A 26,122-nucleotide genomic window follows, 5' to 3' on the forward strand; every position below is an offset into this window, starting at 1 on the left:
TGGCCTCATTCAGGCCGGGAATGGCCTGCACCCCATGGTTAGGCGTGCCACCCAGCACAGCGTGACTGACCACGGCGGCACCTCCACCGTTGCAAATGAAGTTGCGAATCGCATTGCCGCCACGCGAGTTGCCCACCAAAATCACTTGGCTTGCCCCGGTTCGGCGCAAGACGGCCTGCACCTCGCCCTGCAAAAAGGCCATGTGTTCTTGCGTGGACGATCGGCCAGCTTGTGCTTTGTTGTCAGCGTCGCGAGCCAGTGGGTAAGGCATGTCGATCGGGTGTAAGCGGTCGGTGGGCCAGCCGTTGGACTCGAAACGCCAGATGGTGGACTGCCACAAGGCAGCGGAATCACCGTTGCCATGCACGAACACAATGGGTGTTCGCTCTGCCTGGGTTCTGGGCTCCAGCCCTGCGCAAGCGCTCAGCAGCAGCAAGGCGGCCGCAAAAAGTCCCAATGAGCGACGCTGAAGTTTCATGGCATTCCAATCGTGTGCATGGCAAAGCACACATCCTCCTGCGACAGAGGCCGAAAGCCTGACTCCTGCGCGTCAGTTGGCCTTGTTTTGGGCCCGGCCGAACCCAAACCACAAATAAGCGCCCAAGGCGATCATGGGCACGCACAGCCACTGACCCATGCTCATGCCCAAGGAGAGCAAGCCCAAGTGCGCATCTGGCTCTCTGAAAAACTCGGCCACAAACCTGAAGGAACCGTAGCCGAGCAAAAACGCACCCGAAACCTGGCCCATGGGGCGGTCTTTGCGGGCAAACCACCACAGCAAGACAAACAACAAAACGCCTTCCAGCGCAATTTGGTAAAGCTGCGAGGGGTGTCGCGGCAAATCACCCGCCCCACGGAACACCATGCCCCAAGGCAAGGACGGATCGGCCACACGGCCCCAAAGTTCACCGTTCATGAAATTGCCCACCCGCCCTGCAGCCAGGCCAGTGGGCACGCAAGGCGCCACAAAGTCCATGACCTGCAAAAAAGGGCGCTGACGCGTTCGGGCAAACCAGACCATGGCCAGCATCACCCCCAGCAAACCACCATGAAAACTCATGCCCCCCTGCCAGATGGCCATGATTTCCAGCGGGTTAGACAAGTAATACGCTGGTTTGTAAAACAAGCAATAGCCAACGCGACCGCCCAAGACCACACCCAGCACGCCCAAGAACAAGATGTCTTCCACATCTCTTTTTTGCCATTGCGGCAGATTGGAAAAAGGCAGATGCCCCAGGCGCCGGGTGCCCAGCCAGTAAAAAAGACCAAATGCGGCCAAATAGGTCAAACCATACCAATGGATGGCCAAGGGCCCCAGTTGCAAGGCGACGGGATCGATTTGTGGGTGGATCAGCATGCACGGATTGTGCACCGTCAAGATGCCCTGAATGACCCGGGTCAAATGCCTTGGTCAAGTCGGGTTGGTTTGAGAGTGACCGCTAGAATGTGACAAATTTTTTTACCCCGAAGAGACGCCACCATGACCGACAAAATCATTCCGATCAAACCCATCAACGAACGCAGCGCCAACATCACAGCGGGCAAATCACGCGCCCCCAACCGCTCGATGTACTACGCCATGGGTTACGAAGAAGGCGATTTCGTCAAGCCCATGGTGGGCGTGGCCAACGGCCACAGCACCATCACGCCGTGCAACAGCGGCCTGCAAAAGCTGGCCGATGCGGCAGTCGAAGGCATTGAAGAAGCCGGTGGCAATGCCCAAATCTTCGGCACGCCCACCATTTCCGACGGGATGGCCATGGGAACCGAGGGCATGAAGTATTCCTTGGTATCTCGCGAGGTGATTGCCGATTGCGTCGAAACCTGTGTGCAAGGCCAGTGGATGGACGGCGTTTTGGTGGTCGGTGGTTGCGACAAGAACATGCCGGGCGGGCTGATGGGCATGTTGCGCGCCAATGTGCCAGCCATCTACGTTTATGGCGGCACCATCTTGCCGGGTCGCTACCAAGGCAAGGACCTGAACATCGTCAGCGTTTTTGAAGCTGTGGGCGAAAATGCCGCCGGCAAACTCAGCGACTTTGATTTGAAAGAAATTGAAAAGCGTGCCATTCCCGGTACGGGTTCATGTGGCGGCATGTACACGGCCAACACCATGTCTTCTGCTTTTGAAGCTTTGGGCATTTCTTTGCCCTACTCTTCGACCATGGCCAACGTGCACGAAGAAAAAGTTCAATCTGCCAAAGAGTCGGCCAAAGTCTTGGTGCAAGCCATTCAAAAAGGCATCAAGCCCAAAGACATCGTCACCCGCAAATCCATCGAAAACGCTGTGGCCGTGATCATGGCCACCGGTGGCTCCACCAACGCGGTGCTGCACTTCTTGGCCATTGCCCACTGTGCGGGCGTGGAATGGAGCATCGACGACTTTGAGCGCATCCGTCAGCGCACCCCCGTTTTGTGTGACCTGAAGCCCAGTGGCAAGGCTTTGGCGGTTGACTTGCACGTGGCTGGTGGCATCCCTCAAGTGATGAAGATTTTGCTCAATGCCGGTTTGTTGCACGGAGACTGCATCACCATCTCTGGCCAAACCATTGCCGAGGTTTTGAAGGATGTGCCTGACGCTCCGCCGGATGACACCGTCATCCACTCCATCGAAAAAGCCATGTACAAGCAAGGCCACTTGGCCATCTTGAAGGGCAACTTGTCGCCCGAGGGTGCTGTGGCCAAGATCACGGGCCTGAAAAACCCGGTCATCACGGGTCCTGCCCGTGTCTTTGACGATGAGCAATCAGCCCTGGAAGCCATTTTGGCCGGCAGGATCGTGGCGGGCGACGTGATGGTTTTGCGTTACCTCGGACCCAAAGGCGGCCCTGGCATGCCCGAAATGCTGGCCCCCACGGGTGCCTTGATCGGAGCAGGCTTGGGCGAGACAGTGGGATTGATCACCGACGGCCGCTTCTCGGGTGGTACATGGGGCATGGTGGTGGGTCATGTGGCGCCCGAAGCGGCAGTGGGCGGCAACATCGCTTTCATCAATGAGGGTGACAGCATCACCATCGACGCGCACAAGCTGCTTCTCGAGTTGCATGTGCCCGAAGCCGAATTGGCCAAACGCCGTGAAGGCTGGAAGGCACCTGCTCCGCGTTACACCCGCGGCGTTCAAGCCAAATTTGCTTTCAATGCCTCCAGTGCCAGCAAGGGCGCCGTTTTGGACATGTTTTAATTTATCGGTCGCATCCATGAAAAAAGCCACCGCAAGGTGGCTTTTTTGATAGTCAGACTTGAACCAAAGGGCAAGAATTCAAAAGAAAAATCACAGGCCCACGGCCGCGATGCCCGCCTTGGCGATCTGTGCGTCTTCGTTGGACTTGACACCACTGACGCCGACAGCCCCCAGGCAAAAGCCATCCTTGATGATCGGCACGCCGCCTTCCAGCATGCCGTGGATGGTGGGGGCTGACAAGAAAGATGTGCGCCCACCATTGATGACATCTTCGTACACCTTGCTTTCACGGCGACCCAAAGCGGCCGTGTGGGCTTTGGACGGGGCAATGTGGGAAGACACAGGGGGAGCGCCATCCAAACGGGTGAAATGGAGCAAATGCCCCCCCGCGTCCACAATGGCGATGCTCACCGCCCAATTGTTTTTGAGGGCTTCGGCCTCGGCCGCTGCGGCAATCGCTTTGACATCGGACAGTTCAAGAGTGGATTGGGTCTTCATGGCAGGTTCATTCAAAAAAAGGAAAAACAGAGCATACACGCGTCAGATCAGCAGATCGAGCACCTCAAAGCAAAACTGATTCAACTGGATAACCCCATCATCTATGGGAAATCAGCCAAACAAGGCCCAAGGAAGCATCTGCCCTCTACAATGGAAATACCTTTTTTAAAGGCTTATCTAGGAGATACACCATGAGCGACCTTCGCACCCTCAATTCCGCTGGCTGGGGCCATGTTGACCTGGCGGCACGCAACCGCGTTCTGCGCAACACCTATTGGCTGCTGGCCCTGAGCATGCTGCCCACCGTGCTGGGCGCCTGGGTCGGGGTGAGCACAGGCATCACCCAGTCCCTGACAGGCTTTATGGGTCTGGTGGTGTTCTTGGGCGGCGCATTCGGATTCATGTTCGCCATCGAGAAAACCAAAAACTCAGCCGCTGGCGTGCCCGTGCTGCTGGCTTTCACCTTCTTTATGGGCCTGATGCTCTCGCGCATGATCGCCATGGTTTTGGGCTTCAAAAACGGCTCTGACCTGGTGATGACTGCTTTTGCAGGCACTGCAGGCGTGTTCTTTGTCATGGCCAGCTTGGCCAGCGTCATCAAACGCGACCTGTCCGGCATGGGCAAATGGCTGTTTGTCGGGGCCATGGTCCTGATGGTGGGCGGCATCATCAACGTGTTTGTCGGATCCACCGCAGGCATGCTGGTCCTCTCTACCTTGGCCATTGGTATCTTCAGTGCCTTCTTGTTGTACGACATCAAGCGCATCCTGGATGGCGGCGAAACCAACTACATCAGCGCCACTTTGGCCCTGTACCTCAGCGTGTTCAACATCTTCCAAAGCTTGTTGGCTCTGTTGGGCATCATGGGCGGCGAGCGCGACTGAACCCGGTCCCTTGCCCTCAAAACAAAGGCTCCCTCGGGAGCCTTTTTTGTTGTCTGCCCTTGGTTCAAAGGGGCTCCATACCAAGAAGCACGTTCAAATCATGCCAATTCAAAGACCGCCATGCTCTCGACATGCGCGGTGTGAGCAAACATATTGACCACGCCAGCGCTCACGCAGCGGTAACCGGCGCGGTGCACCAGTAAACCCGCATCGCGTGCCAATGTGGCTGGGTTGCAACTCACATACACAATGCGCTTGGGCGGCATCCAGCCTTGTCGCAAATCCTGGTTTTCGTTCAACTCGGCCAGTGCCTTGGCCAAAGCAAAAGCGCCCTCGCGAGGGGGGTCTACTAACCATTTGTCGGCTGTGCCATCGGCCACCAGCATGGCGGGCGTCATGTCAAATAGGTTGCGCGCCACAAACTCAGTGGAGGCCAAAGCCTGACCGACTGTGCGCATGGCCTGGTTGGTCGCGTAATTCTCACGCGAGCGGGCCACCAGAGTTTCCGCACCCTCAATACCCAACACCTGCGCCGCTTGAGTGGCAATCGGCAGCGTGAAGTTGCCTAGCCCACAAAACCAGTCGATCACGCGCTCGGTCTTTTTTGCTTGCAGCAAGCGCAGCGCTCGCGCCACCAGCACGCGGTTGATGAAGGGGTTGACTTGGGTGAAGTCGGTAGGCCGAAACGGCATGGTGATGCCAAAGTCGGGCAAGCCGTAATCCAGTTGTGCCCCACCCTCGTCCAGCAAATGCACCGTATCGGGCCCTTTGGGCTGCAACCACCACTGCACTTGGTGCTCGGCGGCAAAAGCGCGCAGCAAGGCTTTGTCGCCATCGCTCAAGGGCTCCAGGTGGCGCAGCACCAATGCTGTGACCTCGTCACCGCAAGCCAACTCGATCTGAGGCAGTGTCTCGCGCGCATCCATTTGGGCAATCAGCGCACGCAAGGGCATGAGCATGGTGCTGACATGCGGCGGTAACACGGGGCACACCTTCATGTCGGCGATGTAGCGACTCTTGCGCTCGTGAAAGCCAATCAGCACCTCGCCTTTTTTGATCACATAGCGCACAGACAACCGGGCACGGTAACGATAGCCCCAAGTCGGCCCCTCGATCGGGCGCAACAGGGTTTCGGCCTTGACCTTGCCCAGGTGCCAAAGGTTGTCCTCGAGCACGCGTTGCTTGACGGCGACTTGGGCTGAGGCCTCCAAGTGCTGCATCTTGCAGCCGCCACAAGCGCCTTGGTGCAAACCAAAATGGGGGCACCCAGGGCGCACGCGCTGGGATGCTTCATGGTGAATCTCGGTGACGGTGCCCTGCTCCCAATTGTTTTTCTTACGGTGCACGTTGACCGAGACAATTTCAAAGGGCAAAGCACCCTCGATGAAAACCACCTTGCCATCAGGCCGGCGAGCAATGCCTTGGGCGTCCATGTCCAATGAACCGACACGCAAAAATCCTGCAGGCAGATCTGCACTGGAGTGACTGGTTTCGTCGGCGTGGGCTTGGGATAGGGAAATGTCTAATTCGCTCATCCCCTGATTGTCTCAGGATGAGTGGCAGAAAAATCAAAGGGCCACGGCACAGGTCAAGGGATTTTTACGCCTTCGTCCTGCACCGACTTTGCTGTTACGAACTCCGTCAACGGGCTGGCAAAAACTTGGCGGGATCGACGGGTTTACCTTGACGCCGAATTTCAAAATGCAGCTTGACGCGGTCTGCATCGGTTTTGCCCATCTCAGCAATCTTTTGACCTTTTCGGACCTGCTGGTCTTCTTTGACCAGCAGTGACTGGTTGTGCGCGTAAGCGGTCAGGAAAGTGTTGTTGTGCTTCAAAATGATCAGGTTGCCATAACCACGCAATCCCGCACCAGCATAAACCACTTGACCATCGGCGGCCGCCAAGATCGGATCACCGGCTTGACCCGCGATGTCCAAGCCTTTGTTTTTCACTTCGTCAAAGTTGCCAATGACTTGACCGTTGGCTGGCCAAGAAAAAGCAAAACCTTGATCAGGTGCGGCTTGCGAGGGCGGCGATTGAGTTTGAGGCAAGGGTTTGGGCGTTGCTTGCGTCGCAGGACCCATCGGTTGGACGACCACGCCGCTGGGCTCGGTGATGGCGTTTGGGGGCGCCACACGCAAAACTTGGCCCACCTCGATCAAATTCGCATTGGACAAATTGTTCCAAGAGGCCACATCACGCCAAGACTGACCGTGATCGAGGGCAATGCGTGTCAAAGTATCGCCACGTTGGACGGTGTAAAAGCCTGCCCTGCCCGCATTTTCAGCACCGGGCATCACTTTGGCAGAAGGACTCACCGCCGCAACATCGGGCGCAGGCACTGCAACAGGAGCTTGAGCAGGCATTGCCGTCCGACCGCTGAGATCGCGGTTTTCCACAGGCGCGGGAACTCTTGGTGGCGTGTTACAGCCCGCCAAAAGCACCAAGGCAAGAGCACTGAGCCAGCAACGGGAAACATGACTACAAATCATCCGGGTTCAATCCTTCAAGCAATGCCTGATTTTAGAGGCACAAAATGAACAGCCTCTAAAACCTGACGGTCGAACCCTTGGCTGGTTTTGTGAATCACCACAAGCGCTTGATGACCCGTGCTGGTGACCGTCGGTGCCACCAAACGTCCCCCTGTGGCCAACTGATCCAACCAGGCTTGAGGCACGTTATCGCCGCCAGCGGCTGAGATGATGCCGGCATAAGGCGCGCCCTTTGGAAAGCCCAGCATGCCGTCACCAAAAATCAGATGCACATTGGGCAAACGAAACGGGAGCAGGTTCTTTTTGGCTTTTTCGTGCAAGCCGCGCAAACGTTCAATGCTGTATACCTCGGTTGCCACATGACTGAGCACGGCGGCTTGGTAACCACAGCCGGTGCCAATCTCCAAAATCCGGCCCAATTTGCCTTGAGCGTCTTGCCGTAACAACTCGATCATTCGGGCCACCACATTGGGTTTGGAGATGGTTTGTTCAAACCCAATCGGCAAACTGGTGTCCTCGTAGGCCTGTCCAGCCAGTGCTGATTCGACAAAACGGTGTCGCTCCACCCGACCCATGGCCTGCAAAACAAGCGCATCTTGAACACCTTGCGTTGCCAATTTGGCCACCATCTGAGCCCTGACGGCACTCGAATCCAAGCCCAAGCCCATCGAGACAGGCGGCGTGCGAAGGGTGGGCGTCGTGTGGGATGGCGAACCCTTGGCAGGCTGCAGTACCGACCTGCCCAAACCCGGCTTGGGCTTGGCACCTGAGTCATTCAAATTGGCAGGAAAACTGGGCCTGGGCTTCATTCGCCGTCCTGACGCCAAAACCGACTGCAGGTTTGACTCCAAGCTTGCAAGTGATCGTGCTCGGTCAAGTCAACCTTCAAAGGCGTGACCACCACATGCCCCTGGTCTGCAGCGTGAAAATCGGTGCCTGAGCTGTCATCCATGGCGGCGCCAGCTGCGCCAATCCAGTACATGGTCTGCCCCCTCGGATCAACTTGGGTGATGACCGGCTCAGCCGCATGACGGCGGCCCAAACGACAAACCTTGGGCGACTTGATCTGCGACTCTGGCAAATTGGGAATGTTCACATTCAACAACCAAGGGCGATTGCCGATCAGGTCTTGCTGGATCATTTGGTGAACCATCCGCTTGACCGTGCTGGCCGCGCCATCCAGGTGCGCCCAACCTTTATCGATTTGGGACACCGCGATGGCCGGAATGCCAAACAAAAATCCTTCCATGGCGGCACCGACCGTGCCCGAGTACAAAGTGTCATCGCCCATATTGGCGCCGTTGTTGATCCCGGAGATCACCAAATCCGGGCGATAACCCAACAAACCGGTCAATGCGATGTGCACACAATCGGCCGGCGTACCGTTGACATACCGAAAACCATTGTCTGCGCGGTGCACATACAAGGGTGTGTGAAGCGTCAGTGCATTCGACTTGGCGCTGTTGTTGTGCTCTGGAGCCACTACCTCAACCTCGGCAATGTCCTTGAGAGCGGCATACAGGGCCACGATGCCTTCGGCCCGAAAGCCATCATCGTTGGAAATCAGGATTTTCATGTTCAGTTTTTGTTGAATCGTCCATTGTAGGTTGACGACCCTGTAGACCCAACGGCCATCCAGAGAGACAACGATACGCGTCGGGTGGTCGCTAGCGAGACATGAATCGTCCGCCGGTGCTGCCTAAGATATCTGTTTGATTTGATTGAACCCATTTGGAGAGAAGTCATGCACGCTTGGCTTTGCGAGAACCCCACGGGCGTTGATGCCCTCACTTGGAAAGAACTGCCCACGCCCCTCCCCGGTCCGGGCCAAGTACTCATTCAGATTGAGGCGGCCAGCCTGAATTTCCCTGACCTGCTGATCGTGCAGAACAAGTACCAGATGAAGCCCGAATTGCCCTTTGTACCGGGCTCGGAATACGCAGGCACAGTGCAAGCCGTTGGCGAAGGCGTGACGCACATCAAAGTCGGCCAAACCGTGGCTTGCTTGTCGGGCACGGGCGGCTTTGGCACCCACACCCTCGCCCCTGCAAAGTTGTGCATGCCCTTGCCTGCTGGCTTTCCAGCCACCGATGGCGCAGCCTTCATCATGACTTACGCCACATCCCACCACGCCCTGGTGGACCGCGCCGCACTGAAGGCTGGTGAAACCGTCTTGGTATTGGGCGCAGCCGGAGGCGTCGGCACCGCCGCGATTCAGATTGCCAAGGCCATGGGCGCCAAAGTGATTGCTGCAGCCTCAACCGACGATAAATGCGCTTTGTGCACAACACTTGGCGCGGACGCCACGATCAACTACACCCGCGAAAATCTGCGTGAAGCCCTCAAGACTTTGACCGAAGGCAAGGGACCCGATGTGGTTTACGACCCGGTTGGAGGCGAATTGGCCGAACCTGCTTTCAGATCCATCGCTTGGCGAGGGCGTTATTTGGTGGTGGGTTTTGCCGGTGGCCCCATACCCTCGCTGCCCTTGAACCTGCCCTTGCTCAAGGGCGCATCCTTGGTAGGCGTCTTTTGGGGCGATTTTGCCAAACGCGAACCGCAAGCCAACGCGGCCATGATGGGTGAACTGGCTCAGTGGTACCGCCAAGGCAAAATCAAACCCGTGCTGGACCGTACACTGCCCATGAGCGAACTCAAAGCAGCTTACGCTTTGATGGGTTCGCGCAGCGTCAAAGGTAAATTGGTCATGGTCAATTGATGGGTGGGTCTGGCCCGATCAGAAAACAAAAAAGGAAGCCTAGCTTCCTTTTTTGTTTGAAAGACTATGTCAATCTTTCGGTGTTTGGAGCGGGAAACGAGGCTCGAACTCGCGACCTCAACCTTGGCAAGGTTGCGCTCTACCAACTGAGCTATTCCCGCGTATTTCAGATAAACCGGCATTGTAAGCTTCGTTTTCTGGAATGGCCAAATTGTAATGCAGTTTCAAGCTGAGTTGAAGGCTCGCCTGAAAAAATTGCATCAATGTTTCACAGCTTCGGATTTGGTCGTAGCCGGCACCGCAGTCAAAGCGGCTGCGGCCACTTCTTCATCGCTCAAAGGCACTGGTTTGGCTTCAAGAGCCACTTCCAAAACCTGATCGATCCACTTGACGGGCACGATCTCAAGACCATTTTTGACATTCCCAGGAATGTCTTGCAGATCCTTCACGTTGTCCTCTGGAATCAACACGGTCTTGATGCCCCCACGCAAAGCTGCGAGGAGCTTTTCTTTCAATCCACCAATGGCTGTGACTTCACCGCGCAACGTGATCTCACCGGTCATGGCCACATCGGCACGCACAGGAATACCTGTCATGGCAGACACCATGGCCGTGGTCATCGCAGCACCCGCACTCGGTCCATCTTTTGGTGTTGCACCATCGGGCACGTGGATGTGCAGGTCTTTCTTCTCAAAGATTTCATCTTTGATGCCCAAAAAGCGTGAGCGACTGCGCACCACGGTGCGGGCAGCTTCGACAGACTCTTTCATCACATCGCCCAGCGAACCGGTGCGGGTGATGACGCCTTTGCCGGGCATCAAGGCTGCCTCAATGGTCAACAAGTCTCCCCCCACCTCGGTCCAAGCCAAACCGACCACTTGACCCACTTGGCTTTTTTGCTCCGCGCGGCCGTAGGTGCACTTGCGAACACCCAAAAATTCGTTCAAGTTGTTCTCGTTGACCACCACCTGCGGGGACATTTGCTTGAGCAGCAGCGCTTTAACGACCTTGCGGCAAATTTTGCCCAGCTCGCGCTCAAGCGAGCGCACGCCGGCCTCACGTGTGTAGTAACGCACCACATCACGCACGGCAGCTTCTGTGACCTGCAACTCGGTTTCTTTCACGCCATTGTTGATCATTTGCTTGGGCAGCAAATACTTCATGGCGATGCTGGTTTTCTCGTCTTCGGTGTACCCGGACAAGCGAATCACTTCCATGCGATCCAACAAGGCCGAGGGAATGTTCATCGAGTTGGATGTAGCCACAAACATGACATCGCTCAGGTCAAAGTCAACCTCAACGTAATGGTCGCCAAAGGTGTGGTTTTGCTCCGGGTCTAGCACTTCCAACAAAGCGCTGGATGGATCACCCCGGAAATCCGTGCCCAGCTTGTCGATCTCGTCGAGCAAAAACAGTGGGTTCTTGGTGCCAACCTTGTTCAGGTTTTGCAGCACCTTGCCGGGCAATGCACCAATGTAGGTGCGGCGATGACCACGAATTTCGGCCTCGTCACGCATACCGCCCAACGCCATGCGCACGTATTTGCGGCCGGTGGCCTTGGCAATCGATTGACCTAAGGAGGTCTTGCCCACCCCGGGTGGCCCGACCAGGCACAGAATGGGTGCCTTGACTTTGTCCACACGCTGTTGCACCGCGAGGTATTCCAGAATGCGGTCTTTGACTTTATCCAAACCGAAATGGTCTTGATTGAGCACGTCTTCAGCGTTGGCCAGGTCGTGCTTGAGCTTGGTCTTTTTGCCCCAAGGTAAACCAATGAGCACATCCAGGTAATTGCGCACCACGGACGCTTCCGCCGACATGGGCGACATGAGTTTGAGCTTTTTGAGTTCGCCCTCGGCCTTTTTGCGGGCCTCAACCGACATCTTGGCAGCCTTGATCTTCTTTTCGATTTCTTCGATGTCCGCACCCTCTTCGCCATCGCCCAACTCTTTCTGGATGGCCTTGACCTGCTCGTTCAAGTAAAAGTCACGTTGGTTTTTTTCCATCTGGCGCTTGACTCGACCACGGATGCGCTTGTCCACATTCAGGATATCTACCTCGTGCTCCAACTGGGCAAACAGGTTTTCAAGGCGCAACTTGATATTGGCCAAATCAAGCACCTGTTGTTTGTTCTCCAGTTTGAGCGGCAAGTGGGCCGCAATGGTGTCTGCCAAACGGCCAGGGTCATCGATGCTGGAGATCGAAGTCAGGATCTCTGGAGGGATTTTTTTGTTGAGTTTGACGTACTGGTCAAACTGTTGCATCACGGCGCGGCGCAAGGCTTCGATTTCACTGCTGGCTTCCGATTGCTCAGTGACCGGGTCAACCGGGTTGACAGAGGCCACGAAATGAACCTCACCCTCCACGATCGACTTGACGAGCGCACGTTGCTGGCCTTCGACCAACACTTTCACGGTGCCGTCGGGCAGCTTCAGCATCTGCAGGATCGTGGAGACACAACCCACGTCGAACATGTCTTCAACGCTCGGTTCGTCCTTGGCGGCCGTCTTCTGGGCGACCAACATGATGCGGCGCTCGGCGGCCATCGCTGTCTCAAGCGCCTTGATGCTCTTTGGACGCCCCACAAACAAAGGAATCACCATGTGTGGGAACACCACCACATCGCGCAGAGGCAACATGGGCAGTTCGATCAGGGTGGGCGGCAAAGGTATGTGTCCAGACATGGTGTATCCCTCAGGTCAATTCAACTGCACATGGATGCTGCGCACGAGATTTCAACCCAAGAACTTGAAAGGGGATGAATCAGGGTGCTTCGCATGGAGGTCAAGCCTGTTTGGCCGACTCGCGGTAAACCAACAGTGGAGGTTTGTGGTCATCGATGACAGACTCGTCAACCACAACTTTCTCAACGTTGGCTTGGTTGGGCAATTCAAACATGGTGTCAATCAGGGCCTGCTCCATGATGGAACGCAAGCCACGGGCACCCGTCTTTCGGGCCAGGGCCTTGCGGGCCATGGCGGTGAGTGCATTGGGGCGTACTTCGAGCTCGACGCCCTCCATGGCCAAAAGTTTGGTGAACTGCTTGACGACCGCATTTTTGGGTTCAGTCAGAATTTGAACCAAGGCATCTTCGCTGAGTTCGGCCAAAGTAGCCACCACCGGCAAACGGCCTACCAACTCCGGAATCAAGCCGAACTTGATCAAGTCTTCTGGCTCGACTTCGTTGAAAACGTCGGTCAGCGAGCGTTGCTTCTTGCTCTTGACCGCCGCGCCAAAGCCAATGCCGCCCGATTCGGTGCGGTTTTCAATGACCTTTTCGAGGCCGGCGAACGCACCGCCGCAGATGAACAGGATGTTGGTCGTGTCGATCTGCAAAAAGTCTTGATTGGGGTGCTTACGCCCGCCTTGCGGAGGCACGCTGGCCATGGTGCCTTCGACCAGCTTAAGCAATGCCTGCTGCACACCCTCGCCCGACACGTCGCGGGTGATGGAGGGGTTGTCGGATTTGCGGGTGATCTTGTCGATTTCGTCGATGTAGACAATGCCGCGTTGCGCCCGCTCCACGTCGTAATTGCAAGTTTGCAGCAACTTGGCCACGATGTTTTCCACGTCCTCGCCCACATAACCGGCTTCTGTCAAGGTGGTTGCGTCGGCCATCACAAAAGGGACGTCCAGCATGCGGGCCATGGTTTGGGCCAGTAAGGTCTTGCCCGAGCCGGTGGGGCCGATCAGCAAGATGTTGCTTTTGGCCAGCTCCACTTCGTCCTTCTTGGCGCCCTCTTTGTGCTTGAGTCGTTTGTAGTGGTTGTACACCGCTACCGCCAGGCTGCGTTTGGCTTTTTCTTGACCAATCACGTAGTTGTCGAGGTTGGTCTTGATGTCCAACGGGGTGGGCAAGCCTTCTTTGGCACCTGCTGCCACCGTGGTAGTGGCCAATTCATCGCGCACGATGTCGTTGCACAAATCAATGCACTCGTCACAAATAAAAACCGATGGTCCTGCGATCAACTTTTTGACTTCGTGCTGGCTTTTGCCGCAAAAAGAGCAGAACAAGTTTTTTTCAGAGCTGGCGCCTTTTTTATCGGCCATAGATTTCGCCTCGGAATCCGGAATTCGTCAATGATAACGAAAGAAAAACGGCGCTCACCCTTTCAGGGCAAACGCCGTCAGCATGGGTGCCGGTTGACCCGGCCATCCTCAAGCGCGTTTGGAAATGACTTCGTCGATCAAACCGTACTCTTTGGACTCGGTGGCGGACAGGTAATAGTCACGCTCGGTGTCGAGTTCGATCTTCTCCAGCGGCTGGCCAGTGTTCTCGGACAGGATGCGGTTCAAATGGGCGCGGGTCTTGACGATCTCACGGGCCGCAATTTCGATTTCGGTGGCCTGACCACGCGCACCGCCCAAAGGCTGGTGAATCATGATCTTGGAGTTGGGTAAGGAAAAACGCTTGCCCTTGGCACCAGAAGACAACAAAAACGCACCCATGCTGGCAGCCATGCCGTTACACAATGTGGAAACGTCGGGCTTGATGAAATTCATGGTGTCGTAAATCGCCATCCCCGCGCTCACCGAGCCACCAGGGGAGTTGATGTACAGCGAAATGTCCTTTTCAGGGTTTTCGCTCTCCAAAAACAACAACTGGGCCACGATCAGATTGGCCATGTGGTCATTGACCTCGCCCACCAAAAAGATCACGCGCTCTTTGAGCAAACGCGAATAGATGTCGTAGGCGCGTTCGCCTCGACCCGACTGCTCGATGACCATGGGGACCATGCCCAAGCTTGTGATGTCCAGTGCGCTCATCATTTCTCCAAAAATATGAATGTGACTTTAACCCGATATTTCAAGCCCACCAATGAGATGGGGCTTGTCAGCCGAACTGCAAGCACGGCACAAGCCCCATTTTCAAGGGAATCAGAAAAAGATCAGCCTTGTTGACCCATCAGCTCTTCGAAAGAGATGGCTTTTTCAACCACTTTGGCTTGGGCCAAAACAAAGTCGGACACGTTGCTTTCGATCACCACGGCTTCGACTTCGGCCATGCGTTGGTTGTCGCTGTTGTACCAACGCACCACGTCATCAGGACGCTCATAGCTGGAAGCGAGCTCCAAAATATGCGCTTGGATCTGATCGGGCTTGGCGTGCAAAGTGTTGCCACGCACCACCTCAGCCACCACAAGACCCAAACGCACACGCTGCTCGGCTTGGGGGCGGAAAATGTCATCTGGAATCGGTGCCTTGTCGGCGTCTTTGACACCGCGCTGTTTCAAATCAGCACGAGCACCCTCTTTGAGTCGCTCAATTTCGCTTTGCACGATCGACTGTGGCAAGTCCAGCTCGGCCTTGGCGACCAAAGCGTCCATGGCGGCTTGCTTGTTACGGGCCAGCAAGCGGAACTTGACTTCGCGCTCGAGGTTTTTACGGATGTCAGCGCGCAGGCCTTCGACGGAAGCATCGGCGATGCCCAAAGACTTGGCCAAGGCTTCGTTGACTTCGGGCAGGTGAGCAGCTTCGATTTTCTTCACCGTCACCAAGAAGTCGGCTGTTTTGCCCGCCACGTCTTGACCGTGGTAGTCGGCTGGAAAAGCCAATGGGAAAGTTTTGCTTTCGCCGGACTTCATGCCGCGCACGGCGTCTTCAAATTCCTTGAGCATCTGGCCGTCACCCAAAATGAACTGGAAGTCTTCGGCTTTGCCACCAGAGAACACTTCACCATCGATCTTGCCTTCGAAGTCGATGGTGGCGCGGTCGCCGACTTGCGTTGCTGCATCTTGGGCGCGCTGGGCAAAGGTACGACGCTGCTTGCGCAAGATGTCCACGGTCTTGTCAATGGCGGCGTCAGAAACTTCGGCGGTCAATTTTTCGACTTGGGTGTCGACCAAGTTGCCGAGTTTGACTTCTGGATAGACCTCGAAGATGGCCTCGAAATTCAGCTCGCCTTCTGGTGCACCCTCTTTTTCAGAGATGCGGGGCTGACCTGCCACGCGCAGTTGGGCTTCGTTGGCGGCCACGGCAAAAGCCTCACCCACTTTGTCGTTCAGAACTTCGTACTGAACCGAGTAACCATAACGCTGAGTCACCACATTCATGGGGACTTTACCGGGACGGAAACCGTCCATCTTGACCGTTCGGGCCATTTTCTTCAAACGTGCATCCACTTCAGACTGGATGGCCGTTACAGGCACAGTCAGGGTGATCTTGCGTTCGAGCTTTTCCAGGGTTTCAACAGTCACAGTCATCATCGTTCTCGGTTAATAGAATGTCTCTCAGGCCTCAGGGTTGAACCCATGGCCACCAGTCGGTTGGTGCGCGGGGCGGGACTCGAACCCGCACAGTGTTGCCACCGTCAGGACCTAAACCTGGTGCGTCTACCAATTTCGCCACCCGCGCATGTCCAAACAAAAAGGGCGTCAGGCCAACTTGAGGCTGTTTAAGCCTTTAATTCGCCTCACCGCCCGCTTGAAATCGGTCAACTTTATATTTTAGCCGCTTCAATGGGCCCAAATCAGACCCGGGCTTGATTTGGGCGCTCAATTCGGAACCACGCTGCGTACATGGCTGGCAGCGCCAGCAGTGTCAAGGCAGTGGCCACCACCAAGCCACCCATGATGGCCACCGCCATCGGCCCCCAGAAAATGCTGCGGGACAGCGGAATCATGGCCAGCACAGCTGCAGCGGCCGTGAGCACAATGGGACGCAAGCGCCGGACCGCCGACTCGACAACCGCCTGCCAAGGTGCCATTCCTGCAGCCCGGTCTTGCTCAATCTGGTCGATCAAGATGACCGAATTGCGCTGGATCATGCCCATGAGCGCGATAACCCCCAGCAAAGCCACAAACCCAAACGGTCGATCCAGCACGAGCAATGCCCCCGCCACACCCGCCATGCCCAGTGGGCCAGTCAAAAACACCAGCATCGCCCGGCTAAAGCTTTGCAGCTGAAGCATCAGCAAGGTGAAGGTGATGAACAACATGACCGGCACACCCGCTGCGATGGACGCCGAGCCCTTGGCACTTTCCTCCACCGCACCAGCCACCTCAATGCGGTAGCCAATTAAGCCTTGGCTTTGCCAAGTGGCTTCTGTCTTCTTCAAATCCGGCAGCAGCTGTGCAGTGACCGTTGCGCCTTGCAGGCCCTCAGCAATGTCGGCCTGCACGGTGATGGCAAACTGCCGTCCCTCGCGCCACATCACGCCCGGCTCCCAGGCCAAGACTGGCGTGGCAATTTGCAGCAAGGGAATGAAACGCCCCGAAGCCGTTGGTACATAAGCCTGGCCCAAGTCTGACAAGGCATCACGCTCGGCCAAGGGCTGGCGCAGCACGATCTCAATCAGCTTGTCGCCTTCGCGGTACTGGCCCACGGGGCTGCCCGACAGCAAGGTGCGTGATGCCTGCGCGATGGACTGGCTGCTCACGCCCAAGGCGCGGGCCTTGGCCTGATCCACCTCTAGGCGCACCGACTTGACCGACTCGTTCCAGTTGTCGTTCACGCCGCGGGTGTTGGGGTTCAGGCGCATCTGGGTCTTGATCTCGTCAGCCTTGATGCGCAAGACCTTGGGGTCTGGGCCAACCACCCGAAACTGGACCGGATAAGGTACGGGCGGGCCGTTGGGCAGCAATTTCACACGCCCGCGCACCTCAGGAAACTCTTGCGCCAGCAAGGCAGGCAACTTGGCCCGCAGCACCTCGCGGGTCATCAAGTCGGTGGGCTGCACGATCAGTTGCGACACATTGGTCTGTGGAAACACCTGGTCCAGCGGCAAATAAAAGCGCGGCACACCCGAGCCGACCCAAGCCGTGACCGATTTGACGCCCTCTTCCTGAGCCAAGCGCTGCTCCACGCGGCGCGTGATGTCCTCACTGGCTTTGACGGGCGAGCCCTCGGGCAGCCACAGGTCCACCATGATCTCGGGACGGCTGGAATCCGGGAAGAACTGCTGCTGCACCTTGCCCATGCCCACCATGCCCAGCGCAAACAAAGCGATCGTGATGCCAATCGTCTTCCAGCGGTGGGTCACGCACCAGGTCACCCAGGCGCGAAAGTGCCTGTAAAACGGGGTGTTGAACATCTCGGCCGAATCCAGGTGCTCCGCCGACACGGCGTGCGCAGGCGGCTTGAGCAACCAGGCCCCCAAATAAGGCACAAAGTAAACCGAAGCCACCCAACTGACCAAGAGCGCCACCACCGTGACCGCAAAAATCGCAAAGGTGTACTCGCCCGTCATCGACTTGGCCATGCCAATCGGCAAGAACCCGGCAGCGGTGATCAAGGTGCCCGTCAACATGGGCATGGCCGTGAGCTCGTAGGCAAAGGTCGCCGCCCGCAGCTTGTCGTAGCCCTCTTCCATCTTGCGCACCATCATCTCCACCGCAATGATGGCGTCGTCCACCAGCAAGCCCAATGCAATGATGAGCGAACCCAGCGAGATCTTGTGCAGGCCAATGCCCAAGTAATGCATGGCCAAAAAGGTCACCGCCAACACCAGCGGAATCGTGATGCCCACCACCAGACCGGGGCGCATGTCCAGCGTCCAACGCCGCCACAACGGGTTTTGGCCCGGGCGTTTGTGCAGGCCCAATGCCAAAAAACTCACCGCCAACACAATCACCACCGCCTCGATCAGCACCTTGATGAACTCATTGACCGAAGTGGCCACAGCGCTGGGTTGGTCCTGCACCTGCGTCAGCGTCATGCCAGCAGGCAAGCTGGCCTGCGTCGCCGCGATCGCCACGCGTAAGGATTTGCCCAAGGCGATGATGTCGCCGCCCTTGGCCATCGACACACCCAGCGCAATCACCTCCTGGCGATCGTGGCGCACTTTCACGCTGGCCGGGTCGGCATAGCCGCGGGTCACTGTGGCGATGTCAGACAAGCGGATTTGAGCCCCTGATGCACCGCGAATCGGCATTTCCCGCAAGGCCTCCAGGCTCAGAAACTGGCCGCCCACGCGCACCTGCACCACATCGGCGGGCGACTGGATGCTGCCGGCCGACTCCACCGCATTTTGTTGGCTCAACTGGGCCAGCACAGCCCCCATGTCCAGACCCATTTGCGCCAAACGCGTTTGCGAAACTTCCACAAACACCTTTTCGTCCTGCACACCGAACAACTCCACCTTGGCCACATCGGGCACGCGAAGCAGTTGCTGACGCAAGCTGTCGGCTTGGGTTTTGATCTCGGCGGGCGTGAAACCTTGCCCACCCAGCGCGTAAATCACGCCGAACACATCGCCAAACTCGTCGTTGAAAAACGGCCCGATCACGCCAGGCGGCAAACTGCCACGCATGTCGCCGATTTTCTTGCGCACGGTGTACCAAATCTGCGGTACCGCCCCGGGGTCCGAGTTGTCTTTGATCTGAAAAATGATCTGCGCCTCACCCGGCTTGGAGTAACTGCGGATCTTGTCGGCAAAGGGTACCTCTTGCAGCGTGCGCTCGATCTTGTCGGTCACCTGCTCGGCCACTTGCTCTGCCGTGGCCCCAGGCCAATAGGCCCGCACCACCATGGCGCGGAAGGTAAAGGGCGGATCTTCGTCTTGACCCAATTGAAAATAGGACGCCGCGCCCAGCACCATCAGCACCACCATCAGGTAGCGGGTCAGGGCCGGATGCTCGAGCGCCCAGCGCGAGAGGTTGAAACGGGTGTTGTCGGTGCTGCTCATGGGATCACCGTGCTGGCGCACCCGATGCTGCTGGGGCCATGTTTGGCACTGCGCCATAAACGGTGACTTTTTGCCCTGGGGACAACACGTGCACGCCCGCACTCACCACCTTTTGCCCCGATGTCAGACCCGACAGGACAGCCACATCGTTCCCGTTCACGGGGCCCAAATGCACCGTTTGGCTGTTGACCGTCATGGTGGCTTCATCCAGAACCCACACCGCCGTGCCTTGCGCGTCTTGGCGCAGCGCGCTGGTCGGCAACTGAATGGCCTTGGTCGCTGACCCCGGCAAACCCGCTGTTCTGACATTGAGCGAAGCCCCCAATGGCAAATGAGCCCCTGCATCGAGCGCCAACTTGACCAAGTAGGTGCGTGTGACCGGATCGGCCATGGCGGCCAACTCTCTGACCTTGCCCTGCACGCTTTGCCCCGTAGTGAGGACCGTGGCCTGCATGACTTGACCCGTCTTGAGCCCCATGATGGCCGATTCGGACACGGCAAACACCGCATCGCGCGGGCCATCGTGTGCCAAGCGCAGCACTGGCTGACCGGCTGCCACGACCTGTCCCACCTCGGCCTCAACGGCGGTGACCACCCCTGCGTGGCTCGCCGTCAAACGGGCGTAACCCGCTTGGTTGCCTTGCGCTTGCGCCTGGGCTTTGGCCTGATTCAAGGCCGCATCGGCCGCCTTCAGGCTGGCCTCGCGCCGCTCCAATTCGGCACCGCTGATGAAGTTTTGCGCTTTCAGCGCCTCAAAACGCTTGAATTCAGCCGCCGCCAGATCGCGCTGGCTTTGCGCAGCACTCACTTGGGCTTGGGCCGCTTGTGCGGCCAGCTGAAAATCTTGTGCATCCAGCAAAGCCAACAACTGGCCAGCGACCACCCGCTGCCCCGGCTCGGCGGGCCTTTGCACCAATTTACCGCCCACACGAAATCCCAACCGCGACTCCACCCGCGCCCGCACCTCGGCCGAGTACACGCCTTCTGCGGTCAAGTCACTGCTGGCCACGGTGATCAACTTGACCGAGCGCAAAGGCTCCTGTGGAGCATCTGGCTTTGAGCATCCCACCAAAGTCGTCAAAAAAATGGGGATTGAGCACCAAAAAAATACCCGCCCGGGGGCGAGTGAATTCAAAAAAGGCATGAGAAATCCAGAAATCAATAATGACCAACTGGTTAGTAATCTATTCAAACCGGGTTCTCCTGTCAAGCGACAATAGCCATTAACCATGACAACAGCCCCCCCATTCAGACGACAGACTGGCCCTGGATTGAACCGGCAACAACGCCTGCTGCTCAGCCGTGTCTCTCGCTCGTTTGATTTGTCCATCCGGCTTTTGCCCAAAGCACTGCAGGCACCTGTGGCCATCGGCTACCTGCTGGCCCGCGCCACCGACACCGTGACCGACACCAGCGCCCTGCCCTTGGCCGAGCGTCAAGCGCTGCTCGACCTGATGAAAGAAGCCATCCACACCCCAACGGATGGCAGCGAGCAACATCTTCAGCTACAAATCCACGGCTTGACCCAGGCCTTTGCTGCGCAACAAAGCCATCCGCATGAACGCGCTTTGATGCTGGCTCTGCCCGAGTGCTTGGCTTTACTGCACACCCTCTCTGAAGCCGACCTCGCCAGCGTGCGCAACGTGCTGGGCCACATCACGCAGGGGCAACAGCAAGACATGACTTTGTTTGGCCGTGGCCCTGACCAGCTCGTGGCCTTGCAAACCGAAACAGACTTGGACCGTTACACCTGGCTGGTGGCCGGATGCGTGGGCGAGTTTTGGACCGAGTTGTGCGGCCGCCACCTGCCCGGCTATGCGCTGTTGCCCCAAGACGAGATGGTGCACATCGGCCGCCAATACGGCATGGGCTTACAACGCTTGAACATCATTCGTGATATGGGCGCCGACTTGGCAGACGGCCGCTGCTACTGGCCGCAAGAGACTTTGGCGCAAGCGGGTCTGACACCCGAATGGCTGGCCCAAGCCTCAAAAACAAGAGCAGAGCCGCACAATTGGCACCACCTGGAAACCCTCGCCCCGATTTATACCCAATGGCTGGACCAAACGCAGGCTCAGTTGGCCTGTGGCATGCGTTACGCCCTGGCGCTCCAGCCTTGGCGTCTGCGCCTGGCCAGCGCCCTGCCTGCCTTGATCGGTGCGCGCACCGTGTCACTGCTGCGCCAGGCCGGTCCAGCGGCCCTGACCCAACGCGTCAAAATGCCGCGCCACGAACTGCGCGCCCTGCTCTGGCGCATCGCCTTGGGCCTCGGGTCTGCTGCCGTTCTGGAAAGAGAATTTCGCAAACTGTCTGGTGAGCCCCTGAGGTGATCTGGCGCTTTGGATGCGAGAATCCCAGCCCATGAGCCCGCAAGACTACGTCCAGCAAAAAGCCGCCGCCTCGGGCAGCAGTTTTTATTACGCATTTTTGTTTTTACCCCCTGAGCGGCGTGCGGCCATCACTGCCTTTTACGCCTTTTGCCGCGAAGTGGACGACGTGGTCGACGAGATCAAAGACCCTGGCGTGGCCGCCACCAAACTCGCCTGGTGGCAAAAAGAAGTGCTGCAAGCCTACACAGGTCAGCCCAGCCACCCTGTGATGCACGCCCTCATGCCCCTGGCCCCCGCCTTCGGCATCGAGAGCCGCCACCTGATGGCCGTGATCGACGGCTGCCAGATGGACCTGAACCAAACCCGCTACCTCGACTTTGCGGGCCTGACAACTTACTGCCACTTGGTGGCTGGCGTGGTCGGCGAAGTCGCTGCCCGCATCTTTGGCCAGACCGACGAGGCCACCACACAATATGCGCACAAGCTGGGCCTGGCTTTTCAGATGACCAACATCATCCGCGACGTGGGCGAAGACGCCATGCGCGGACGCATCTACCTGCCGCTGGACGAGCAGCAACGCTTTGGCGTCAAAGCGCAAGACCTGATGCAGCGCGATTATTCAGACCGTTTCACCGCGCTGATGAAGTTCCAGACCGACCGCGCCCATGCCCTTTACGACGAAGCCCTGGCCTTGCTGCCTGCGGCCGACCGCCGCACCCAAAAGCCGGGCCTGATGATGGCCAGCATTTATCGCACCTTGCTGCTCGAAATCGAGGCCTCGGGCTTTCAGGTGCTGCACCAACGCATCGCCCTCACGCCACTGCGCAAATTGTGGCTGGCGTGGAAGATGCAGGCTCTGGGTCGGTTTTGAACTGCTTCCATCTACGCCAAAGAACTTCACGTTACTTGAGCATCAAAAAGGCGCATCCCCTCAGACACGTTAAATCAGCGACTCATTTCATCCCCCGCGCTTGTGCCTGCTCGGGCCGGTCAACACACAACTTGAGCCAAGCCGACACGGCCGGGTATTGCGCCAGCATCGCAGCCGCCGGGCGCAACCAGCTGACCACACTGGCCACGCAGACGTCGGCCACAGTGAACCGGTTGGCGGCCAAATATGCCTCGCCTTGGGCGTTCTGAGCTTGTAGGTGTTTTTCCAGCACGGCCAAAGGCACTTTCAGGCGGCTTTCGGCTTGCTCCGCCAACTCGGGCTTGCGCTGGTCGGCGGGCATGGCCATGCGGTGCATCAGCACGGTGAGCGCGTCTTTTTCCAACTCTGAAACGGCCCAAAAGCTCCAGCGCAGGGCTTCGGCTTCTTCGCGGGGTGTGGCGGGCGCGATCGACTGGCCATCGGCCCTGCCGTGCACGCGGGCAATGTAGAGGGCGCAAGCCATGCTTTCCCAGACCGTCACTGCGCCCTCTGGCCGCTCGTCCACCACCACCGGGATGTGGCCATTGGGGTTGAGCGCCAAAAACTCGGGGGTGCGGGTCGCCCCACCCGCATAGGGCGTGGCAATGTGTTCGAATGGCACGCCCAACTCCAAGGCGGTCCAAAGGGGTCGTGCAGCGCGGGAAGCGCCGATGCCGTAGATCTTCAAAGTCATGTCGGTTTCCTCAGGGTTTGTATTCGGGCCAGCAGGCACACAGCTGGTGCAAGTCTCGCACGGTCAAGTGCGGTCGGGTGTCACCATGGGTCCAGTCGTGGCCTTCGCGGTTGAGCCAAGCCACTTGCATGCCTGCGGCCAATGCGCCCACACCGTCGGCGTGCGCGTCGTCGCCAATGTGCAGCACCTCGTGGGGCTGCACGCCAGCGGCAGCAGCACCGGCTTCAAAAATGCGCACGTCTGGCTTGGCTACACCCAACGACTGGGCACTCACACTGGCGTGAAAGTGCTGGCCAATGCCCACCCGGTGCACGTCGGCATTGCCGTTCGACAGCGCCACCACCGGCATGCGCTGGCTCCAAAATGCCAGCGCAGGCAGGGCATCGTCAAACAGATCCACCCGCTGGCGCTCGGCAAAAAACACCTCAAACGCAGGTTCAGCCAGATGCTCAGGGTCACCCGCTTGCAGCAGCAAAGCGCGAATGGACTGCAGGCGCAAAAACGACAAGTCATGCGCTCGGTCCAAATGTCGCGCATTGATTTCGACGCGAATGGCTTTTTTAAGTTCAGCATCCGCCGACAAGACCGCAGTTCTTGGCGCATGCGCAGCCAACCAGGCTTGCAATGCGGTTTCTGCACGACCAATCGTGGGCCAAACGGGCCACAGCGTGTCGTCGAGATCGAGGGTAATGGCTCTGATTTGGGTAATGTCAATCATGGTGGTGGGAGAATACCGCATGGCATTTCAACAAGAACCCTCCTTTCACCACGGACAAGCCGCCCGCACGGCTGTTTTGTATTGCAACCTGGGCACCCCCAGCGCCCCAACAGCACCCGCTCTGCGCAAGTACCTGGCCGAATTTCTGGGCGACAGCCGCGTGGTCGAGATCCCTAAACCCGTCTGGTGGTTGATCCTGCACGGCATCATCTTGCGCGTGCGCCCAGCCAAATCGGCTGCGAAATATGCCAGCATCTGGACCGAGCAAGGCTCGCCCCTCAAAGCTTTCACAGAACAACAAGCCCAGTCCCTGGGCACCGCGCTGCAAGAACGCGGCCACCATGTGGCGGTTCGCTATGCCATGCGCTATGGTCAGCCCTCCATTCCCGCGCAGCTCGATGCCCTCAAAGCCGAAGGCGTGCAACGCGTGCTGATTGTGCCCGCCTACCCGCAGTACAGCGGCACCACCACGGCCAGCGTGTTCGACGCGGTCTACCGCTGGGGCCTGAAAACACGGCTCATCCCGGAGATGCGCTTTGTCAACCGTTACCACGACGACCCGCGCTATATCGCAGCGCTGGCGCAAACGGTGCGTGCTCATTGGGCGACCCACGGCCAAGCCGAAAAACTGGTCATGAGCTTTCACGGCGTGCCTGAACGAACCTTGCAGCTTGGCGACCCTTACCACTGCGAATGCATGAAAACTGGCCGCCTGTTGGCAGAGGCTCTGGGCCTGACCAAAGACCAATACAAGCTGACTTTCCAGTCTCGCTTCGGCAAGGCTAAATGGCTAGAACCCTATACCGAGCCCAGCTTGGTGGCCATGGCTCAGCAAGGCGTGAAAAAAGTCGATGTGATCTGCCCGGGTTTCACCAGCGACTGCCTGGAAACGCTGGAAGAAATCCAGCAGGAAGCTCAAGAAGCGTTTTTGCATGCTGGCGGAGAAGGCTTCCGCTACATCCCCTGCCTGAACAACGAGGCCCAGTGGATCGAGGCGCTGGCCGACATCAGTCTCGGCCACATGCAAGCGTGGGATTTGTCTGCGCCCGATGAAAAAGCCTTGGCCGCCAGCAGAGAGAGGGCTTTGGCTCACGGCTCCAAGGTTTGATCGCCGGCCATGAGGCAGGCTGACCCCGCACGAATCTAAATCACATGCTCATCTGGTCTGCCTGAACGAAAAAAAGCCGGTCAGGCTGGTACTTTCCCAAGGCACCTGAGCCCCATTTGTTTCGCGGGTCACATTTCTCCTGACTTCCTTGAAGACTTCCTCAATTGGCAGTCCGGGTTGTTGAATCGCTTTCAAGAGGTTTCTTGTAAATGGGCTGTTACGCTCCCCTTTACTTCCATCCGCAGCGACCTTGCCCGGCGCTGTGGAGTAAGAAAGGAAGGTGCCTGCCGGTGCATCCATGCGACCAAGTCCACGGTTCAGGCTTCTAGAGCCAATCAGGTTGTTATTGCGGCAAGCATCCAGGATCACGATGTTGACCCGTTCTGCGTTGTTGGACTTGATCATCTCCAACATCTCAAGCCACGCAGCAGCGTCGTAGGCTTGATCGGCCAACTCGTATTCAAACTTGAGGTCGGCATTGACCGGGATCATGTAATTTCTGTTTTTAGACTCGATAGCATGCCCGGCAAAGTAGATGAGAGCGACATCTGCGTTGGTCAGTTGATCTGCAAACCGACGTGTAGCTTCCCGCATTTGGCCGAGGGAAGCATTGCGTAAAAACGTTGTTTGAAATCCGAACCGTTTCAGGGCTTGATCAATATCGGTCGCATCGTTGACTGGCATTCCCCCAAATCTCTAGACACTTTTCATAGCGCAGTTTGACGCTGCCGCTCGAACTCATCGGGACTGAGTTGATCGAGATGCTTATGGCGTAGAACTCTATTGTAGAAACCCTCGATGTAATCGAAGATGTCTAACTTGGCCTCAGCTCTTGTGCTGTAAATCCGCTTCTTGATTTGTTCGCTCTTCAAGTTACTGAAGAACGACTCAGCCACCGTGTTATCCCAGGGCGGATTCAAATCTGAAGTGCAACACCTGATCCGTTAAGGTCAGCCGATGCA

The 26,122-nt window shown here is 57.6% G+C and carries 23 protein-coding genes, 2 tRNA genes and 1 pseudogene; 7 read left to right on the forward strand and 19 right to left on the reverse strand.

What is annotated here, in order from left to right; all coding sequences use genetic code 11:
* Together ABWQ00_RS13920 and lgt are read right to left on the reverse strand one after the other, a co-directional pair.
* A partial coding sequence (locus ABWQ00_RS13920) for an esterase/lipase family protein (RefSeq protein WP_502908144.1) occupies positions 1-478 on the reverse strand: 478 nt, incomplete at its 3' end.
* 72 nt (positions 479-550) lie between these two features.
* Entirely contained in the window at positions 551-1,357 is an 807-nt protein-coding gene (gene lgt / locus ABWQ00_RS13925; RefSeq protein WP_353239287.1) for a prolipoprotein diacylglyceryl transferase, read from the reverse strand.
* Between the two features lie 123 nt (positions 1,358-1,480).
* On the opposite strand from lgt, the gene ilvD reads away from it, so the two are divergent.
* Positions 1,481-3,181 (forward strand): dihydroxy-acid dehydratase, encoded by a 1,701-nt coding sequence (gene ilvD / locus ABWQ00_RS13930; protein ID WP_353239266.1) that lies wholly within the window; start codon positions 1,481-1,483, stop codon positions 3,179-3,181.
* Between the two features lie 90 nt (positions 3,182-3,271).
* On the opposite strand, the gene ABWQ00_RS13935 is transcribed toward ilvD, so the two are convergent.
* Positions 3,272-3,679: a GlcG/HbpS family heme-binding protein gene (locus ABWQ00_RS13935; RefSeq protein WP_353239267.1), complete on the reverse strand. Its 408-nt coding sequence runs from the start codon at positions 3,677-3,679 to the stop codon at positions 3,272-3,274.
* A gap of 191 nt (positions 3,680-3,870) precedes the next feature.
* Between ABWQ00_RS13935 and ABWQ00_RS13940 the strand changes: the two genes are divergently transcribed.
* Positions 3,871-4,563, forward strand: a complete 693-nt coding sequence (locus tag ABWQ00_RS13940) for a Bax inhibitor-1/YccA family protein (RefSeq protein WP_353239268.1) — start codon at positions 3,871-3,873, stop codon at positions 4,561-4,563.
* A 98-nt stretch (positions 4,564-4,661) separates the two neighbouring features.
* On the opposite strand, the gene rlmD is transcribed toward ABWQ00_RS13940, so the two are convergent.
* From rlmD to surE, 4 genes are all read right to left on the reverse strand, one after another.
* A complete protein-coding gene (gene rlmD / locus ABWQ00_RS13945; protein ID WP_353239269.1) occupies positions 4,662-6,098 on the reverse strand; it encodes a 23S rRNA (uracil(1939)-C(5))-methyltransferase RlmD in 1,437 nt (478 codons plus the stop codon).
* A 106-nt stretch (positions 6,099-6,204) separates the two neighbouring features.
* Entirely contained in the window at positions 6,205-7,056 is an 852-nt protein-coding gene (locus ABWQ00_RS13950; RefSeq protein WP_353239270.1) for a peptidoglycan DD-metalloendopeptidase family protein, read from the reverse strand.
* 14 nt (positions 7,057-7,070) lie between these two features.
* A complete protein-coding gene (locus tag ABWQ00_RS13955) occupies positions 7,071-7,865 on the reverse strand; it encodes a protein-L-isoaspartate(D-aspartate) O-methyltransferase (RefSeq protein ID WP_353239271.1) in 795 nt (264 codons plus the stop codon).
* Entirely contained in the window at positions 7,862-8,632 is a 771-nt protein-coding gene (surE, locus tag ABWQ00_RS13960) for a 5'/3'-nucleotidase SurE (protein WP_353239272.1), read from the reverse strand. The genes ABWQ00_RS13955 and surE overlap by 4 nt, the downstream gene beginning before the upstream one ends.
* Before the next feature lie 168 nt (positions 8,633-8,800).
* On the opposite strand from surE, the gene ABWQ00_RS13965 reads away from it, so the two are divergent.
* Positions 8,801-9,775, forward strand: a complete 975-nt coding sequence (locus tag ABWQ00_RS13965) for an NADPH:quinone oxidoreductase family protein (RefSeq protein WP_353239273.1) — start codon at positions 8,801-8,803, stop codon at positions 9,773-9,775.
* Between the two features lie 85 nt (positions 9,776-9,860).
* Here the strand turns inward: ABWQ00_RS13965 and ABWQ00_RS13970 are convergent.
* From ABWQ00_RS13970 to ABWQ00_RS14005, 8 genes are all read right to left on the reverse strand, one after another.
* Positions 9,861-9,936: transfer RNA gene (locus ABWQ00_RS13970), tRNA-Gly, on the reverse strand.
* Between the two features lie 99 nt (positions 9,937-10,035).
* Positions 10,036-12,459, reverse strand: a complete 2,424-nt coding sequence (lon, locus tag ABWQ00_RS13975) for an endopeptidase La (RefSeq protein ID WP_353239274.1) — start codon at positions 12,457-12,459, stop codon at positions 10,036-10,038.
* 100 nt (positions 12,460-12,559) lie between these two features.
* The gene (clpX, locus tag ABWQ00_RS13980) at positions 12,560-13,825 is read right to left on the reverse strand and encodes an ATP-dependent Clp protease ATP-binding subunit ClpX (RefSeq protein ID WP_353239275.1); all 1,266 of its coding nucleotides are present in this window, start codon (positions 13,823-13,825) and stop codon (positions 12,560-12,562) included.
* 108 nt (positions 13,826-13,933) lie between these two features.
* Positions 13,934-14,542 (reverse strand): ATP-dependent Clp endopeptidase proteolytic subunit ClpP, encoded by a 609-nt coding sequence (clpP, locus tag ABWQ00_RS13985; protein ID WP_353239276.1) that lies wholly within the window; start codon positions 14,540-14,542, stop codon positions 13,934-13,936.
* A 122-nt stretch (positions 14,543-14,664) separates the two neighbouring features.
* Positions 14,665-15,978, reverse strand: coding sequence for a trigger factor (gene tig, locus ABWQ00_RS13990; protein ID WP_353239277.1), 1,314 nt, complete (start codon positions 15,976-15,978; stop codon positions 14,665-14,667).
* Positions 15,979-16,042: 64 nt separating this feature from the next.
* A tRNA-Leu gene (locus ABWQ00_RS13995) sits at positions 16,043-16,129 on the reverse strand.
* A gap of 115 nt (positions 16,130-16,244) precedes the next feature.
* Positions 16,245-19,400 carry an efflux RND transporter permease subunit gene (locus ABWQ00_RS14000; RefSeq protein WP_353239278.1) on the reverse strand — a complete coding sequence of 1,052 codons (3,156 nt, stop codon included), beginning with the start codon at positions 19,398-19,400 and terminating at the stop codon, positions 16,245-16,247.
* A 4-nt stretch (positions 19,401-19,404) separates the two neighbouring features.
* Positions 19,405-20,433: an efflux RND transporter periplasmic adaptor subunit gene (locus tag ABWQ00_RS14005; RefSeq protein WP_353239279.1), complete on the reverse strand. Its 1,029-nt coding sequence runs from the start codon at positions 20,431-20,433 to the stop codon at positions 19,405-19,407.
* Between ABWQ00_RS14005 and ABWQ00_RS14010 the strand changes: the two genes are divergently transcribed.
* From ABWQ00_RS14010 to hpnD, 3 genes are read left to right on the forward strand one after another with little or no spacing between them, the layout of a single operon-like run.
* Positions 20,420-20,620, forward strand: a complete 201-nt coding sequence (locus tag ABWQ00_RS14010) for a hypothetical protein (protein ID WP_353239280.1) — start codon at positions 20,420-20,422, stop codon at positions 20,618-20,620. The genes ABWQ00_RS14005 and ABWQ00_RS14010 overlap by 14 nt on opposite strands.
* Before the next feature lie 9 nt (positions 20,621-20,629).
* Positions 20,630-21,730 (forward strand): phytoene/squalene synthase family protein, encoded by a 1,101-nt coding sequence (locus ABWQ00_RS14015; protein ID WP_353239281.1) that lies wholly within the window; start codon positions 20,630-20,632, stop codon positions 21,728-21,730.
* 31 nt (positions 21,731-21,761) lie between these two features.
* Complete coding sequence (hpnD, locus tag ABWQ00_RS14020) at positions 21,762-22,601, forward strand: presqualene diphosphate synthase HpnD (protein WP_353239282.1); 840 nt, start codon at positions 21,762-21,764, stop codon at positions 22,599-22,601.
* 82 nt (positions 22,602-22,683) lie between these two features.
* On the opposite strand, the gene ABWQ00_RS14025 is transcribed toward hpnD, so the two are convergent.
* A complete protein-coding gene (locus tag ABWQ00_RS14025) occupies positions 22,684-23,334 on the reverse strand; it encodes a glutathione S-transferase family protein (RefSeq protein WP_353239283.1) in 651 nt (216 codons plus the stop codon).
* Between the two features lie 10 nt (positions 23,335-23,344).
* Positions 23,345-24,052, reverse strand: coding sequence for an HAD family hydrolase (locus ABWQ00_RS14030; protein ID WP_353239284.1), 708 nt, complete (start codon positions 24,050-24,052; stop codon positions 23,345-23,347).
* 19 nt (positions 24,053-24,071) lie between these two features.
* Here ABWQ00_RS14030 and hemH point away from each other — a divergent pair, with 19 nt between their 5' ends.
* Positions 24,072-25,160, forward strand: a complete 1,089-nt coding sequence (hemH, locus tag ABWQ00_RS14035; protein WP_353239285.1) for a ferrochelatase — start codon at positions 24,072-24,074, stop codon at positions 25,158-25,160.
* A gap of 48 nt (positions 25,161-25,208) precedes the next feature.
* On the opposite strand, the gene ABWQ00_RS14040 is transcribed toward hemH, so the two are convergent.
* On the reverse strand, positions 25,209-25,844 hold the full coding sequence (locus ABWQ00_RS14040; RefSeq protein WP_353239286.1) for a caspase family protein: 636 nt from the start codon (positions 25,842-25,844) through the stop codon (positions 25,209-25,211).
* Positions 25,845-25,867: 23 nt separating this feature from the next.
* Positions 25,868-26,068: pseudogene (locus ABWQ00_RS14045) on the reverse strand (IS3 family transposase); the annotation flags it as partial.
* Between the last annotated feature and the right edge of the window lie 54 nt (positions 26,069-26,122).

The sequence above is a fragment of the Limnohabitans sp. genome (assembly GCF_040400975.1).
Taxonomy (GTDB): Bacteria; Pseudomonadota; Gammaproteobacteria; order Burkholderiales; family Burkholderiaceae_C; genus Limnohabitans_A.